Here is a 14,524-nt window from a genome sequence, read left to right on the forward strand (position 1 = left end):
GCCACATCACAGTTGAGGAGTAAAAATGGAACATACATGGCGATGGTACGGCCCGAACGATCCGGTCTCCCTGGATGATGCGCGTCAGGCGGGCGCAACCGGTATTGTGACGGCGCTGCACCATATCCCTAACGGCGACGTGTGGCCGGTTGAGGAGATTAAAGCGCGTCAGGCACTGCTGGCGGAAAAGGGTCTGGTCTGGTCGGTGGTGGAGAGCATCCCGGTTCATGAGGCGATCAAAACCCAGCGCGGTGACTACCTTCGCTATATCGCCAGCTATCAGCAGTCGATACGCAATCTGGCCGCCTGCGGCATCGATACCGTCTGCTACAACTTTATGCCGGTGCTGGACTGGACGCGCACCGACCTCGCCTGGACGCTGCCGGATGGCGCAAAAGCGCTACGCTTCGACGCCGACGCTTTCGCCGCCTTCGAACTTTATCTGCTGCAGCGTCCGGGCGCGGAGCAGGATTACAGCGCGGCTGAACAGCAGGCCGCCGCTCAGCGCTTTGCCACCATGAGCGCTGAGGATAAAAGTACGCTGGTGCGCAATATTATCGCCGGTCTGCCCGGTGCCGAAGAGGGTTACACCCTGGAGCAGTTCCAGGCGCAGCTGGCGCAGTATGACGGCATCGACAAAGCAACACTGCGCGAGCATATGGCGACCTTCCTGCGCGCTATCGTGCCGGTTGCGGAGGAAGTGGGGATTAAACTGGCGGTACATCCGGACGATCCACCGCGCCCGATTCTGGGCCTGCCACGCATTATCTCTACCCAGGAAGATATGCAGTGGCTGAAGGAAACCGTGGACAGTCTGCACAATGGTTTCTGTTTCTGTACCGGTTCCTATGGCGTGCGTGCCGACAATGCGCTGGTTGAGATGGCGGAAACCTATGCCGACCGCATTAACTTTGTCCACCTGCGCGCCACAAAACGCGAGGATAACCCCAACAGCTTCCATGAAGCCGCGCACCTGGCGGGCGACGTCGATATGGTCGGTGTCATCAGGGTCATTCTGGCGGAAGAGCAGCGCCGTCGCCAGGCAGGCAATCAGCGAGCAATTCCGATGCGCCCCGATCATGGCCATCAGATGCTGGACGACCTGCATAAACGTACCAATCCCGGCTATTCTGCCATTGGTCGGCTGAAAGGACTGGCTGAACTGCGTGGCGTTGAAGTGGCGCTGAAACAGATCTATTTTGCTGATTAAGAATTACCTTTACCCTGCGCCCGCTCTCAGGCGGGCCAGGGTCACCCCAGGCGGCAGCAGCGATTCGCCCTTCTGCCCTGCCTCCCGTTCTCACCTGTTTTTTTGCTGAATACCAATAAAGGCAAAACAACCTGTCAATAAAATGTAAAGTCTGGTCGATAATTGACCTGAGTCAGTTCAGTTGATCGCAAAAACGCTAATCTGCACCGCCCGGAGAAATGCTATGCTGCGCCACTGATTAGCCCCTCCGTATAATACCAATAATATCCAGAGGATTTAGCGGTGCCGCTACTGAAACGAAAACGCGACTACGCCAGGCTGGTGATTATTATCTCCGGCGTGCTGCCTCTGATTATTGGCATTTTTTTCACGGCCCTTGATGCGCGCCACACCGTGCGGCAGCAGCAGGTGAGCGCGGCAAAGACGCTGTTATCTCAGGCCGAGAGAATGAGCGACAGCGCCTGGAATATGATTACTGAGCTGCGCCAGTTTCAGCATCAGCCCTGCAGCCAGATTGAAAACCAGTTACAGCGCATCGGTGCGCTGAATCCCTATTTTCGCGCCATTGGTAAAATGGAAGAAAACAGAATTGCCTGCTCTTCAGCCTATGGTACGAAGCCTGCTTTTCTGAGCGATATGATCATGCGTGATGCGCCGGTCACCGGAAAAGCCTGGTGGAGCCTGTCGATTGCCGGAACGGCGGGTGTGCCGGACCGTCCCGCAGTGATTTTTATGCGCGATCTGCCCGATGGTGAGGGGTTCTGGGCAGTCGTTGATGGCCAGTATCTGATCGATTTTATGCGCGCCATCAGCAGCACCCATCTCTATCATTTCAGTATGGAGTTCAACGACGGCGCGCCGATCTCGTTTGGCGATCCGCAAATCGCCCTGTCCGGCTGGTTTGAACCGCTGATTTATCAGGCCAGCTCCAGCCGCTATCCGCTCTCTGTCACCCTTATTGCCTCACCCTCTGAACTGATCCTGGCCTGGCGTCAGGTAATGTTGATCATCATGCCGATGGCGATAATTTTCTCGATTCTGTTGATGATGCTGATGGCGAACTGGCTGCAACGGCGTATCTCCTGGCGCGATGAGATTCGGCGGGCCATCGCCAGCGGTCAGTTCAGGGCGCACTATCAGCCGGTCTATGACAACCGGCTGCAGCGCTGTAGCGGCGCAGAGGCACTGCTGCGCTGGACAACGCCCGACGGTAACGGCATCCGGCCCGATATTTTTATCGGTGCCGCTGAAGCGGAAGGCATGATTGTGCCGCTGACCCGTCATCTGCTCGATTTAATTGCAGAGGATGTGCAGGCGTGGCAGGTTGAACCAGGCTTCCATCTGGCCATTAACGTGGCGGCCGATCATCTGCAGCACCCGGACTTTGTCGACGATATGCTGCACTTTGCTGACCGGGTTAAAGATAAGCAGTTCCTGATTACCCTGGAGCTGACCGAACGCAGCCTGATCAAAGATGGCGTTGAGGTGGCACGCAAGCTGGAGCAGCTGCGCGGTTGCGGAATGAAAGTGGCGATTGATGATTTTGGTACCGGTCACTGTTCGCTGAGTTACTTACAGACCTTCACCATGGATTATCTGAAGATCGATCGCGGCTTTATCAACGCGATTGAATCCCTGGAGGGCAGAACCCCGGTACTGGATGCAATCATTCAGCTCAGTCATGAGCTTGAGCTGGAAGTGCTGGGGGAAGGCGTCGAGAGCGCATTGCAGTTCAGCTATCTGCAACGGCGCGGCGTGGTCTTCATCCAGGGCTATTATTATGCCCGCCCGATGGACAACGCGGCGTTGATTGCCTGGCTCGCCAGACAGGGCGAACAGCCGGTTAAAGCGGATCACGCCCCTGAGACTCATCAGACAGCCAGCATCTGAACCGACCCTGAACTTAACAGGCTTGCCGCGCAATATCGGCGTCTGCGCGTCTTTCGTTATGTCGCATGGCTTACTGCCACCCTGCTCTGTATAGCGAATAACCACCTGCGGCGTCGGTATCGCCGCTCATCACCCTTTCCCGCCCCCAATTTGCTGAAAAAAACGGCGGTCGTCACGCGGCGTGATAATTTTTTTGCGCAGCTAATCAGGCGTATTAGTGGTAAAAATAGCCTGTATGTAGCCCAAACATGACAGATATCACACAAAAACGGTATACTCTGTCGCTGTTCGCAATAATAACAACAGTAATTATTGTGTCAGTGGGCGCGTAAACCGCGCTTATTTGAAGCTATGCTTAAATTTCTCAACGCAGCGGTCTGACTGCTTCAACCCGGCTCGCGCCGTTGAGGACTTTCGTGTTCCATTACAGGGTAATTCTATGAAATTGCGTAGGAAGCGTGTAAAACCAATTGGGATCGATGATGTGACCATCATCGATGATGCCCGTTTACGTAAAGCCATCACCGCGGCCTCTCTGGGTAACGCGATGGAGTGGTTCGACTTCGGTGTTTATGGCTTTGTGGCCTATGCACTGGGTAAAGTCTTCTTCCCGGATGCATCACCAGGCGTGCAGATGATCGCTGCGCTGGGTACCTTCTCTGTACCCTTCCTGATCCGTCCGCTGGGTGGTCTGTTCTTCGGTATGCTGGGCGACAAATATGGTCGTCAGAAAATCCTTTCCATCACCATCATCATCATGTCGGTCAGTACGTTCTGTATCGGACTGATACCCTCCTATGCCTCCATCGGCATCTGGGCGCCGATTCTGCTGCTGTTAGCTAAGATGGCACAGGGCTTCTCGGTAGGTGGTGAATATACCGGTGCTTCAATCTTTGTCGCCGAATATTCGCCTGACCGTAAACGCGGCTTTATGGGGAGCTGGCTCGACTTCGGTTCGATTGCGGGCTTCGTGCTCGGTGCGGGCCTGGTGGTGCTGATCTCCTCCATTATCGGGGAAGAAAGCTTCCTTGAGTGGGGCTGGCGTCTGCCGTTCTTCGTCGCGCTGCCGCTGGGCATCATCGGTCTTTACCTGCGTCATGCGCTGGAAGAGACGCCGGCATTCCAGCAGCACGTGGACAAACTGGAACAGGGCGACCGCGAAGGCCTGCAGGATGGTCCGCAGGTTTCGTTTAAAGAGATTGCGACCAAACACTGGCGCAGCCTGCTCTCCTGTATCGGTCTGGTTATCGCCACGAACGTCACCTACTACATGTTGCTGACGTATATGCCGAGCTACCTGTCGCACAACCTGCATTACAGCGAAGATCACGGCGTGATGATTATCATCGCCATTATGATCGGTATGCTGTTTGTTCAGCCGATGATCGGCATGATGAGTGACCGTTTCGGCCGTCGTCCGTTTGTCATCATCGGGAGTATCGCCCTGCTGGTCTTCGCAATTCCCGCCTTTATGATGATCAACAGTGGCGTGCTGGGCCTGATTTTTGCCGGTCTGCTGCTGATGGCAGTGATCCTCAACGCCTTTACCGGTGTGATGGCCTCGTCACTGCCTGCGATGTTCCCGACGCACATCCGCTACAGTGCGCTGGCGAGTGCGTTTAACATCTCGGTACTGGTTGCCGGTCTGACGCCAACGCTGGCGGCCTGGCTGGTAGAAACCACCAGCAACCTCTACATGCCAGCCTACTATCTGATGGTGGTGGCGGTGATTGGTCTGATTACCGGTCTGTTCATGAAAGAGACGGCGAACAAGCCACTGAAAGGTGCGACGCCAGCGGCCTCAGACATGGAAGAAGCACGCGAAATCCTGCAGGAGCATCACGATAACATTGAGCACAAAATCGAAGATATCGACGAAGAAATTGCCCGCCTGGAAGCGAAACGTAAAAACCTGGTGCAGCAGCATCCGGATATCAACGAGTAATCGTTCTGCTCTCCCGCCGCCCGGCGGGAGAGTCCCTTTCCCTCTTATTACCGCACACAAACCTTCATGCCTCGCGGGCAAAGAGAGTAAACTGTCGTCACTTTTTTCACCTGCGTAAGAATGAAAATGTCTGATTATTCCCTTATCCAGCGCCCAAGAAGATTGCGCGCCAGCGCTTCAATGCGTGAAATGTTCCAGGAGTCTTCTCTGAGCCTGAACGATCTGGCTCTGCCTATCTTTGTTGAAGAAGAAGTCGACGATTACAAAGCGATTCAGGCGATGCCTGGCGTAATGCGTATTCCGGAAAAACGTCTCGCTTATGAGATTGAGCGCATCGCCAAAGCGGGCATTCGCTCGGTGATGACCTTTGGTATTTCGCACCATACCGATGCGACCGGCAGCGATGCCTGGAACGAAAACGGTCTGGTGGCACGCATGTCCCGCATCTGCAAAGACACCGTGCCGGAAATGATCGTGATGTCTGACACCTGCTTCTGCGAATACACCAGCCACGGTCACTGTGGCGTGCTCTGCGATCATGGCGTCGATAACGATGCAACCCTGGCCAATCTGGGTAAGCAGGCGGTGGTTGCCGCCGCAGCCGGTGCGGATTTCATTGCGCCGTCAGCGGCGATGGATGGTCAGGTTGAGGCGATTCGCCGGGCTCTGGACGCGGCGGGCTTTACCCAGACCGCCATCATGTCCTACTCCACCAAATTCGCTTCATCGTTTTACGGCCCGTTCCGTGAAGCTGCCGGCACGGCGCTGAAAGGCGACCGTAAAACCTACCAGATGAACCCGATGAACCGCCGTGAAGCGATCCGTGAATCACTGCTTGATGCGGCCCAGGGCGCGGATTCACTGATGGTGAAGCCGGCAGGTGCCTATCTGGATATTCTGCGCGACATTCGTGAACGCACCGAACTGCCACTGGCGGCGTATCAGGTGAGCGGCGAATACGCGATGATCAAATTTGCCGCACAGGCCGGTGCCATTGATGAGCGTAATGTGGTGCTGGAAAGTCTCGGTGCGATTAAACGCGCCGGTGCGGACCTGATTTTCAGCTATTTCGCCCTTGATCTCGCAGAACAAAAAGTGCTCTGATCCCCTCCTCATAAAGAGCGTGGTTGCTATGTCACGCTCTTCTTCTTCGCCGTAAGGCAAACACCAGAACCTGGCTTCCGCTAAAACAATAAAGGTCTCTGTGATGAAAGCACCTGAAATCCCTGCCGACGAGGCACAACGTTTATCGCAGTTGCGTGCGCTGAACATAATGAACACGCCAGCGGAAGAGCGGTTTGATCGTTTAACCCGCCTGGCGCGCCGCCTGTATGACGTCCCTATCGCGTTAGTCAGCCTGCTGGAAAATGACCATCAGTGGTTTAAATCTGCTCAGGGCTATGAACCTAAAGGATCACCCCGCAACATCTCCTTTTGCGGCCACGCCATCCTGCAGGACGAGATCATGATCGTTGAAGATGCGCAAAAAGATGCGCGTTTTCATGATAACCCGCTGGTGACCGGCGAACCGCATATTCGCTTTTATGCAGGCTGTCCACTGCGTGCGCCCGGCGGCGCGAAAATGGGTACGCTCTGCATTATTGGTCGCGAACCGCGTCAGTTCAACGAAGAGGATCAGGCAACGATGCGCGACCTGGCCGCGATGGCTGAAGCGGAACTGGTCGCCTTTCAGACCGCCACCTGCGATGAGCTGACCCAGATTACCAACCGTCGCGGCTTTATGACGCTGGGGCAGATGGTACTGAATGAGTGCCTGATGAAAAACCGACCCGCCTGCCTGACCTTTCTCGATCTCGACAAGTTTAAGCAGATTAACGACACGCTGGGCCACCGTGAAGGCGACCGCGCGCTGATGGACTTTGCCGATGCGATGAAGGTGGTGTTTAAGCACTCCGATCTGTTTGCCCGTCTGGGTGGCGACGAGTTTGTGGTGCTGTTTAATGGCCTGCAGCAGCAGCAGAGCGAAGCGTTACTCGCCCAGTTTGACCGTTATCTGCAACAGCAGTCAGTCAGTCTGAATCGTCGTTACCGCCTGCAATTCTCGTCCGGCGTGGTGGAGTTTGACGCAGCGCATCCGCAGTCGCTGGAACAGTTGCTGCATGACAGCGATGAGCAGATGTACCTCAGGAAAAAGCAGAAACGCGTAGCGGTTTGAGATCAGGCGCCGCAGCGCCTGACCCGTCAGGGCCGCGCCAGATCGTCGAGCAGCGTCTGATTAAACGTTGCCGGTTCTTCCATTTGTGGCGCGTGTCCCATCCCGGGGAATTCAATTAAACGCGCGCCCGGAATACGTTTTGCGGCCTCTTTACCCAACACCGCGTAATCGCCCAGCCGGGCTTTGACCTTTGCTGAGGCGATATCACTGCCGATGGCCGTGGTGTCTGAGGTGCCGATCATCAGAGTGGTCGGGACTTTCAGATCGCCAAATTCATAAAATACCGGCTGCGTGAAAATCATGTCGTAGATGAGGGCGGAGTTCCACGCCACTTTCTGATGTCCCGGCCCGCTGTTGAGCCCGGCCAGCATATCGACCCACTTGTCATATTCCGGTTTCCAGCGCCCGACATAGTAAGTCTGCTGCTCATACTTCTTAATGCCCTCCGCGCTGAGTTTGAGTTCACGCTGATACCATTGATCCACCGAACGCCACGGTGCGCCTTTGGCTTTCCAGTCCTCCAGCCCAATCGGGTTGACCAGCACCAGCTTCTGCGTCTGTTCCGGGTACATCAGCGCATAACGCGTGGCCAGCATTCCGCCCGTGGAGTGACCGATAACTACCGCCTTCTCCACACCCAGCCGGGCGAGCAACTGATGGGTGTTTTCAGCCAGCTGCTGAAAACTGTATTGATAGCTGGCGGGCTTGGTCGAGCTGCAGAAGCCAATCTGGTCGGGCGCGATAACGCGATAGTCCTGCTGACTCAGCGCGCGAATGGTCTCTTCCCACGTTGCGCCACAGAAGTTTTTACCGTGCATCAGCACCACCGTTTTGCCGTTGGCCTGTTGCACCGGCTTCACGTCCATATAGCCCATACTCAGCGTTTGCTGCTGGGACTGAAAATCGAAATGCTGCAGAGGATAGGGGTAATGAAATCCTTCCAGCTGTTCGCCATAAACAGGCGCGGCACTGGCGGGCGCATGCGCAAATAAAGCCAGCGAGGTGAGCAAAGCGGCAAGCGGTTTTTTCAACGCGTATGTCGGGCTCATCCGGGGTTCTCCAGGTTAAAGGTGAATCGTAAGCCTGGCATGTCGCGGCAGAAAATCTATTGATGGTCCGTGCTATGGCCTTGATTTCACAGACGCTGGCCGCCTTAACCGCGAAGCGGCAAGCGAAATACTATGCTCGCGTTTATCGTTATCCATCCCTGGATAAATTATTCCCCTTATAATCAACAACAAACTAATTACAATTCATCCTTTTTATTAATAACTGCTGTTCATATGAATATCTTCAGAGATAACGATTCAAATACTGAAAGAACTTTACGCAAAGAATAAGCACATTAAGATAAATAATTCATAATTCCGCTGAATTAAACAGGGGAGAACAGCTATGAAAGAAAACAGATATAACGAAAGCGTGATCGTCTCTATCACTGAGTGGATTAACAATAATCTCGACCAGCGTTTAAGCGTGGATGATATTGCAGAAAAAGCCGGGTATTCGAAATGGTATTTACAGAAACTCTTTGCCCGTTATCATAATGAAACGCTGGCGCGCTATATTCGTAAGAAAAAACTTAACGCCAGTGTGAATGATTTAAAAAACAGCCGCACGCCAATCATCAGCCTGGCGCTGAAATACCATTTTGAAAGCCAGCAATCTTTTACCCGCTCGTTTAAGCAGATTATGGGCTGCACGCCAAGCGCCTGCCGTAAACGACTGATGAGTGAAGAAGCGAAGCAGCAGATGGCCGACGTTGACGACCCCTGCGCGCTCTGCAGCTACGTCCGGCCAGGCAGCATAAAGCAGAGCTGTGGCGTAACAGTCCGGCCTGTTACGCGCTCAGCGCGCGGCTATGCGCAGGCAGATGCTTTCTGCGATATCAGTTAATCAGGATTCATCCGGCTGATAATATTGCACACCAATCTTAATACGCTCACGTCCCTGGGTGACGCGATGACGATTGGTGTCGCGCAGCGAATAGACGCAGCCGCAATATTCCTGCTGATAGAAGCTCTCGCGCTTGCTGATTTCAATCATGCGCGCCGATCCGCCACCTTTACGCCAGTTAAAATCCCAGTAGAGCAGATCCGGATACGCCGCCGCTGCGCGGACACCACAGCTATTAATCTGCTTCATATCTTTCCAGCGTGAAATACCCAGACAACTGGTCATTACCGGGAATCCGTTCTCATGGGCGTAGAGTGCCGTGCGCTCAAAGCGCATATCAAAGCACATGGTGCAGCGTTCACCCCGTTCCGGCGACCACTCCAGCCCGCGCGCCCGCTCAAACCAGTTATCCCGGTCGTAGTCAGCATCGACAAACGGCACGCCAAATTTCTCGGCAAAGCGAATATTCTCCTCTTTGCGCAGCTCATACTCTTTAAGCGGATGAATATTCGGGTTGTAGAAATAGATGGTGTATTCAATGCCGGAGGCCAGCATCGCTTCCATCACTTCCCCCGAACAGGGTGCGCAGCAGGAGTGCAGTAAAACTTTTTTATGGCCGCCCGGCAAGGGCAGCGGCTGACGCTGGAAAGGTTCAGACATAAGCACCTTCAATCAATAGCAGAAAGGCGGAAGTGTAATGCCGCAGGCGGTCAGTTGCAAAATCTGACCTGATGCAGGCTGCTTTGCGTATTCGTGCCTCGGCTGCGGTTTCCCGTTTCTGAATCAACCTGCTGATCTCTGATGCTTTCTTTCACAGCCATGTTGTGCGACCCCGGCGATAGCCGGAAGTGTGATCGGAACCACATTGATATCGACTATGTTTACATAACATTAACAATATTGACACTGAATCACCGCAAGGAGACTCGCATGGCCGCGGCTAAAAAATCGGGAAATCATCAGAACCGTTTTACCTGGTTCGTCTGTTTTATGGCGGCGCTGTCCGGCCTGCTGTTTGGTCTGGATATCGGCGTCATCGCAGGGGCCTTGCCGTTCCTGGCGAAGGATTTGCAGATAACCAACCATCAGCAGGAGTGGGTGGTGAGTTCGATGATGTTTGGTGCGGCGCTGGGTGCGCTGGCGGCGGGCTGGATGTCCTCAAAGCTGGGACGTAAGAAAAGTATGCTGGCGGGCGCGACGCTGTTTGTGATTGGCTCGCTGTGGTCCGCCTTTTCTCCCGATGTGGAGTCGCTGGTCTGTGCCCGTGTGATGCTGGGGCTGGCTGTAGGGATCGCCTCTTATACCGCGCCGCTCTATCTGGCGGAGATTGCGCCGGAACGTATTCGTGGCTCAATGATTTCGATGTACCAGCTGATGCTGACCACCGGCATCGTGGTCGCTTATCTCTCCGACACCGCGTTCAGCTACAGCGGCAACTGGCGCGGGATGCTCGGCGTTATCGCTATTCCGGCGGTGATCCTGTTTATCGGCGTGCTGTTTTTGCCCAACAGTCCGCGCTGGCTGGCGGCGCACGGACGCTTCAACGAGGCGCAGCGCGTGCTGGATCGGCTGCGTAACAGCAGCGAGCAGGCGCGGGAGGAGCTGGAAGAGATCCGGGAAAGCCTCCAGGTGAAACAGCGCGGCTGGTCGCTGTTCCGCTCTAATGGCAATTTCCGCCGCGCGGTCTGGCTGGGGATGCTGCTACAGGTAATGCAGCAGTTTACCGGCATGAACGTGGTGATGTATTACGCCCCTAAAATCTTCAATATTGCCGGTTTCTCCAGCACCAGTGAGCAGATGTGGGGCACGGTGATTGTCGGGCTGGTCAACATGCTGGCCACGCTGATTGCCATCTTTTTTGTCGATCGCTGGGGTCGCAAGCCGATGCTGACCACCAGTTTTCTGGTGATGGCGGTGGGCATGGGCGTACTGGGCACGCTGCTGCATATCGGCGTCGAAACAGATTTCCGCAAATACTTTGCGGTCGCGATGCTGCTGATGTTTATCGTTGGCTTTGCAATGGCGGCCGGACCGGTCATCTGGCTGCTCTGTTCAGAAATTCAGCCGCTGAAAGGGCGTGACTTCGGCATTACTGCTTCCACCACCACCAACTGGGTCGGCAACATGATAGTGGGAGCTACTTTCCTGACGATGCTGGATCAACTGGGTAATGCCAACACCTTCTGGTTATACGGCGCGCTCAATCTGGTGTTTATCGTGCTGACGATGATGCTGGTGCCTGAGACCAAACATGTGACGCTGGAGCACATTGAACGCAACCTGATGAAGGGTAAGGCACTGCGGGACATCGGGGCGTAACCGCCCCGTTTCAGCTTACCATTGTAGCTGGTGGCCGGCGTAATCGACGTAGTGATGCCCCCCGCGTCCGCGCCACTGGGTTAACTGCCGGACGATACCGGCCGCACTCTCTTCTGCCGTCAGCGGCGCACTCTCGCCGCCCATATCTGTTTTCACCCAGCCTGGATGCAGCGTCAGCAGCGTCCCGTTCTGTGCTTCAACCGCTGGGGTCAGCGTGCGGCTCAGCATATTCAGTGCGGCTTTGCTGGCCGAGTAAATCGGCATCTGCGCCTCCGGGTTTTCATTCAGGCTGCCGAGCTGGGATGAGGTCAGCGCCAGTACGCCCTCCGGCTTCAGCAGCGGCAGCAGAATCTCTGCAGTGCGAACCGGGGCTATCGCATTGGTCAGGAACAGCTGTGCCAGTTCCTGATCGTCACTCTGCGACACCTTCTGGTGCGAAGGCCCGGAGATTCCGGCATTGATCAGAATCGCATCGAACGCGTTGCCACTGAGCTGGCCCGCAAGCTGCTGAACCGCCGATGCGTCGGTCATATCCAGCGCCTGCCAGTCAATACCTGGCCTGTTGCCCTGTTCCGGAACACCGCTGCGATGGGTGGCTGTAACCTGCCAGCCGTCACCGGCAAACGCCTGCACGACTGCCAGACCGATACCGCGTGAAGCACCAATAATCAGAACTTCTTTTTGCTGCGCCATATTCACTCCTCATTAATTGTCTCGCTACAAGCTTAACGGTATTTCCGCCCGGACAGCGGCCCGCTGTGCTTTTTAACCTGACGACCGCACTGAGGGTAAAAGCTCATGGCGCAATGCTGTTGATGGTTTCCCATCATCAAATTACTTTATCTTTTACTTTTAAACGGTTAGAAGAGATAAACAGTCTGACAGGCAGCAGCTAATCGCCGTTTTTCGCGTGGAGTCTGAATGAAAAAGCTCACCTTAGAGGTGGTGGCAAAAATGGCGGGCGTCGGGATTGCGACGGTCGACCGGGTGCTGAATGAGCGCGGCGGCGTCTCGCTGGAGACCAGCCGCAAAGTTCTGAAGGCCGCGCGCGAAGCGGGACTCCGGCGTCTGCTGCCAGAGGAGTATCAGCATCCGTGGCAAATCGAAGTCTTCCTCAGCAACAACGGCTCATCCTTTTTTCAGCAGCTCACCACCTGTTTCAGCGAGATCGCCAGTCAGCTTGGCTATCGCCGCCTGAAGCTGCATAAAACGCTGGTGGCCGAAGCGCAGCCCGAGCAGCTGGCACAGAGCATTATCGCCCGCAGCAGCACCCGCGACGGCATTATTGTGTTTGCACATGACTCACCGCCTGTCTATCGGGCACTGGCGCTGTGCCGCAGCCGCAATGTGCCGGTGATCACCATCGTCACCGATCTGCCCGACGCTGATCGCCTGTGTCATGTTGGCATCGACCAGTATCAGGCAGGCCGCACCGCGGGCCTGCTGATGAGTAAAACCCTGAACCAGCCCGGCGACATTCTGATGGTCAGCGGCCGCTTTGATTATCGCGCCCACCGTCAGCGTATCGCCGGTTTCCGTGAAGCCATGGAGCTGCGTGCGCCGCAGCGTTATCTGCGTGAGGTGCTGTCGGGTCAGGATCAGCGGGAAACCATCCGCAGCGAGCTGGCCCGCAATCTGCGTTCGTCACAGGCGATTGCCGGAGTCTACAACACCGGCATGGGCAACACGGACGTCAGCGATACCCTGCGTGCCCATCAGTTGCTGGGTAAATGCACCTACATCACCCATGAGCTTTATGATGTGACCCGTCAGCTACTGCTGAACGATGAAGTGGCGTTTACGCTGGATCAACATGCCCGACAGCATGCCCGGTTAGCGATCGATCTGATGCTGAGTCATCTGGAAACCGGTTATCAGCCGGATGTCTATCAGGCGGGTAAAGTCGCGTTCAGGCTGTTTACGGCGGAAAATATGGTGTGAGATGAACCCGGTTTTCCCTGATGAGGCTGTTTAATCAGGGAAAACCAGGTGAGCGTTTTTAATCCGACTCGTCACGGCTTTCATTGCTATCCGGACTATCGTCATCATTACCCTGACTCTTCTCCACTTCCTGCGGATGTCCCATCGAAAGCGCCGTGGCGCTGGCCGGATCGAACAGTGACAGACTCTCAATCTGGTCAACCATGATCACTTTACGGAACGACATCGCATCTTTGGGCTTCGAGTCGAGCGTGATCTCATGCTCGGCGTACCATTTGCTGTAGTTATGCTCTACCGCCAGCTTTAGCGTTTTGCTGTCGCGATAGCCGCTCAGCATCGGGATCAGCACGATGTTTTTAGTGCTCTCATATTCAAAGGTCGAGGCATGCACCATGCCGATGTAAATACGGCGCGACTTCAGCGTAATCCACGCCAGTTCGCCCTCTTCCATGCACTGAAACAGCAGTTGCTCCACACCATTGGAGCGTGACAGCCGCTGATAGAGGTCTTTACGCCCTGATACATTCAGGCGTGCGCTGCCCGCCCAGTTTGAGCGATAGAGGCAAAGCAGAATGGCGAAAGCGAGCATAATGACAACCGGTGCCTGGATGCCCAGGAAGCTCCAGTTCATGAACTCTACCTGCCACTTCAGATGCACGCCGGGGATCATCTGCAGGGCATTGGCGATACCGGACATACAGAGCAGCAGCAGCCAGACGATGCCGGTGGCGAACACGCCCTGCAGAACAAAAATACAGCCGTAAAGCGCGACCAGAAAATAGACATCCCAGCCCGACGAGCGGCGGATTTTAAAGCGGCTGTTTAAATCACGGCTGGTGTACCAGTAACCACTGACCATCAGCACCATAAATATTGCGGTACCCACCTTACACTCCCTTTAACGTATTCACATGGCGGGCAAAATCTTCGTGGACTTCCTCACTCAGCGTGTTGACCGAGATATTACCGTTCTCATCAATAATGATGCGCTCACCTTCGGCGATGGAGTCATTGATATCCTGACGGGTCATGATCTGCAGAAACTTCTCGGGACTGGCAAAGACCGACTTAACAAATTTAAACATAGCGATCCACTTGTTGGCCTGAAAATTGAAGTATGTGACCGAATCCACACTCTCGCCTGTTT

The 14,524-nt window shown here is 55.0% G+C and carries 13 protein-coding genes; 8 read left to right on the forward strand and 5 right to left on the reverse strand.

Annotation, left to right across the window (positions count from 1 at the left end; genetic code table 11):
- Positions 1 to 25: 25 nt before the first annotated feature.
- The 5 genes from uxuA to AC6I8C_RS17630 all read left to right on the forward strand — a co-directional run bounded on the left by uxuA (position 26) and on the right by AC6I8C_RS17630 (position 7,221).
- On the forward strand, positions 26 to 1,210 hold the full coding sequence (gene uxuA, locus AC6I8C_RS17610; RefSeq protein ID WP_497823165.1) for a mannonate dehydratase: 1,185 nt from the start codon (positions 26 to 28) through the stop codon (positions 1,208 to 1,210).
- A 282-nt stretch (positions 1,211 to 1,492) separates the two neighbouring features.
- Positions 1,493 to 3,100 (forward strand): EAL domain-containing protein, encoded by a 1,608-nt coding sequence (locus AC6I8C_RS17615; RefSeq protein WP_497823166.1) that lies wholly within the window; start codon positions 1,493 to 1,495, stop codon positions 3,098 to 3,100.
- A gap of 439 nt (positions 3,101 to 3,539) precedes the next feature.
- Positions 3,540 to 5,045: a glycine betaine/L-proline transporter ProP gene (proP, locus tag AC6I8C_RS17620; protein ID WP_033784222.1), complete on the forward strand. Its 1,506-nt coding sequence runs from the start codon at positions 3,540 to 3,542 to the stop codon at positions 5,043 to 5,045.
- A gap of 126 nt (positions 5,046 to 5,171) precedes the next feature.
- On the forward strand, positions 5,172 to 6,149 hold the full coding sequence (hemB, locus tag AC6I8C_RS17625) for a porphobilinogen synthase (protein ID WP_033734324.1): 978 nt from the start codon (positions 5,172 to 5,174) through the stop codon (positions 6,147 to 6,149).
- A 103-nt stretch (positions 6,150 to 6,252) separates the two neighbouring features.
- Positions 6,253 to 7,221: a GGDEF domain-containing protein gene (locus AC6I8C_RS17630; RefSeq protein WP_497823167.1), complete on the forward strand. Its 969-nt coding sequence runs from the start codon at positions 6,253 to 6,255 to the stop codon at positions 7,219 to 7,221.
- Positions 7,222 to 7,247: 26 nt separating this feature from the next.
- Here the strand turns inward: AC6I8C_RS17630 and AC6I8C_RS17635 are convergent, their stop codons facing one another.
- Entirely contained in the window at positions 7,248 to 8,270 is a 1,023-nt protein-coding gene (locus tag AC6I8C_RS17635) for an alpha/beta fold hydrolase (RefSeq protein ID WP_497823168.1), read from the reverse strand.
- A 346-nt stretch (positions 8,271 to 8,616) separates the two neighbouring features.
- Here AC6I8C_RS17635 and AC6I8C_RS17640 point away from each other — a divergent pair, with 346 nt between their 5' ends.
- Positions 8,617 to 9,117 carry a helix-turn-helix domain-containing protein gene (locus tag AC6I8C_RS17640; protein ID WP_013359375.1) on the forward strand — a complete coding sequence of 167 codons (501 nt, stop codon included), beginning with the start codon at positions 8,617 to 8,619 and terminating at the stop codon, positions 9,115 to 9,117.
- Here AC6I8C_RS17640 and AC6I8C_RS17645 read toward each other — a convergent pair whose 3' ends face one another.
- A complete protein-coding gene (locus AC6I8C_RS17645; protein WP_013359376.1) occupies positions 9,118 to 9,777 on the reverse strand; it encodes an epoxyqueuosine reductase QueH in 660 nt (219 codons plus the stop codon).
- Between the two features lie 270 nt (positions 9,778 to 10,047).
- On the opposite strand from AC6I8C_RS17645, the gene AC6I8C_RS17650 reads away from it, so the two are divergent.
- Positions 10,048 to 11,436: a sugar porter family MFS transporter gene (locus AC6I8C_RS17650; protein ID WP_497823169.1), complete on the forward strand. Its 1,389-nt coding sequence runs from the start codon at positions 10,048 to 10,050 to the stop codon at positions 11,434 to 11,436.
- A gap of 15 nt (positions 11,437 to 11,451) precedes the next feature.
- Here AC6I8C_RS17650 and AC6I8C_RS17655 read toward each other — a convergent pair whose 3' ends face one another.
- Positions 11,452 to 12,129 (reverse strand): SDR family oxidoreductase, encoded by a 678-nt coding sequence (locus tag AC6I8C_RS17655; protein WP_497823170.1) that lies wholly within the window; start codon positions 12,127 to 12,129, stop codon positions 11,452 to 11,454.
- Positions 12,130 to 12,357: 228 nt separating this feature from the next.
- Here AC6I8C_RS17655 and AC6I8C_RS17660 point away from each other — a divergent pair, with 228 nt between their 5' ends.
- Positions 12,358 to 13,377, forward strand: coding sequence for a LacI family DNA-binding transcriptional regulator (locus AC6I8C_RS17660; RefSeq protein ID WP_497823171.1), 1,020 nt, complete (start codon positions 12,358 to 12,360; stop codon positions 13,375 to 13,377).
- Positions 13,378 to 13,435: 58 nt separating this feature from the next.
- Here the strand turns inward: AC6I8C_RS17660 and AC6I8C_RS17665 are convergent, their stop codons facing one another.
- Complete coding sequence (locus tag AC6I8C_RS17665) at positions 13,436 to 14,263, reverse strand: hypothetical protein (protein WP_033784226.1); 828 nt, start codon at positions 14,261 to 14,263, stop codon at positions 13,436 to 13,438.
- A gap of 1 nt (position 14,264) precedes the next feature.
- A complete protein-coding gene (locus AC6I8C_RS17670) occupies positions 14,265 to 14,462 on the reverse strand; it encodes a hypothetical protein (protein ID WP_013359382.1) in 198 nt (65 codons plus the stop codon).
- Positions 14,463 to 14,524 lie beyond the last annotated feature (62 nt).

Source organism: Pantoea sp. X-Soil-YNGN-844, from assembly GCF_059730595.1.

What these genes read in the sequence shown, in the direction of transcription:
- uxuA (WP_497823165.1), top strand. Translation starts at nt 26, where the DNA reads ATGGAACATACATGGCGATGGTACGGCCCGAACGATCCGGTCTCCCTG.
- proP (WP_033784222.1), top strand. Translation starts at nt 3,540, where the DNA reads ATGAAATTGCGTAGGAAGCGTGTAAAACCAATTGGGATCGATGATGTG.
- hemB (WP_033734324.1), top strand. Translation starts at nt 5,172, where the DNA reads ATGTCTGATTATTCCCTTATCCAGCGCCCAAGAAGATTGCGCGCCAGC.
- AC6I8C_RS17630 (WP_497823167.1), top strand. Translation starts at nt 6,253, where the DNA reads ATGAAAGCACCTGAAATCCCTGCCGACGAGGCACAACGTTTATCGCAG.
- AC6I8C_RS17635 (WP_497823168.1), bottom strand. Translation starts at nt 8,270, where the DNA reads ATGAGCCCGACATACGCGTTGAAAAAACCGCTTGCCGCTTTGCTCACC.
- AC6I8C_RS17640 (WP_013359375.1), top strand. Translation starts at nt 8,617, where the DNA reads ATGAAAGAAAACAGATATAACGAAAGCGTGATCGTCTCTATCACTGAG.
- AC6I8C_RS17645 (WP_013359376.1), bottom strand. Translation starts at nt 9,777, where the DNA reads ATGTCTGAACCTTTCCAGCGTCAGCCGCTGCCCTTGCCGGGCGGCCAT.
- AC6I8C_RS17650 (WP_497823169.1), top strand. Translation starts at nt 10,048, where the DNA reads ATGGCCGCGGCTAAAAAATCGGGAAATCATCAGAACCGTTTTACCTGG.
- AC6I8C_RS17655 (WP_497823170.1), bottom strand. Translation starts at nt 12,129, where the DNA reads ATGGCGCAGCAAAAAGAAGTTCTGATTATTGGTGCTTCACGCGGTATC.
- AC6I8C_RS17660 (WP_497823171.1), top strand. Translation starts at nt 12,358, where the DNA reads ATGAAAAAGCTCACCTTAGAGGTGGTGGCAAAAATGGCGGGCGTCGGG.
- AC6I8C_RS17670 (WP_013359382.1), bottom strand. Translation starts at nt 14,462, where the DNA reads ATGTTTAAATTTGTTAAGTCGGTCTTTGCCAGTCCCGAGAAGTTTCTG.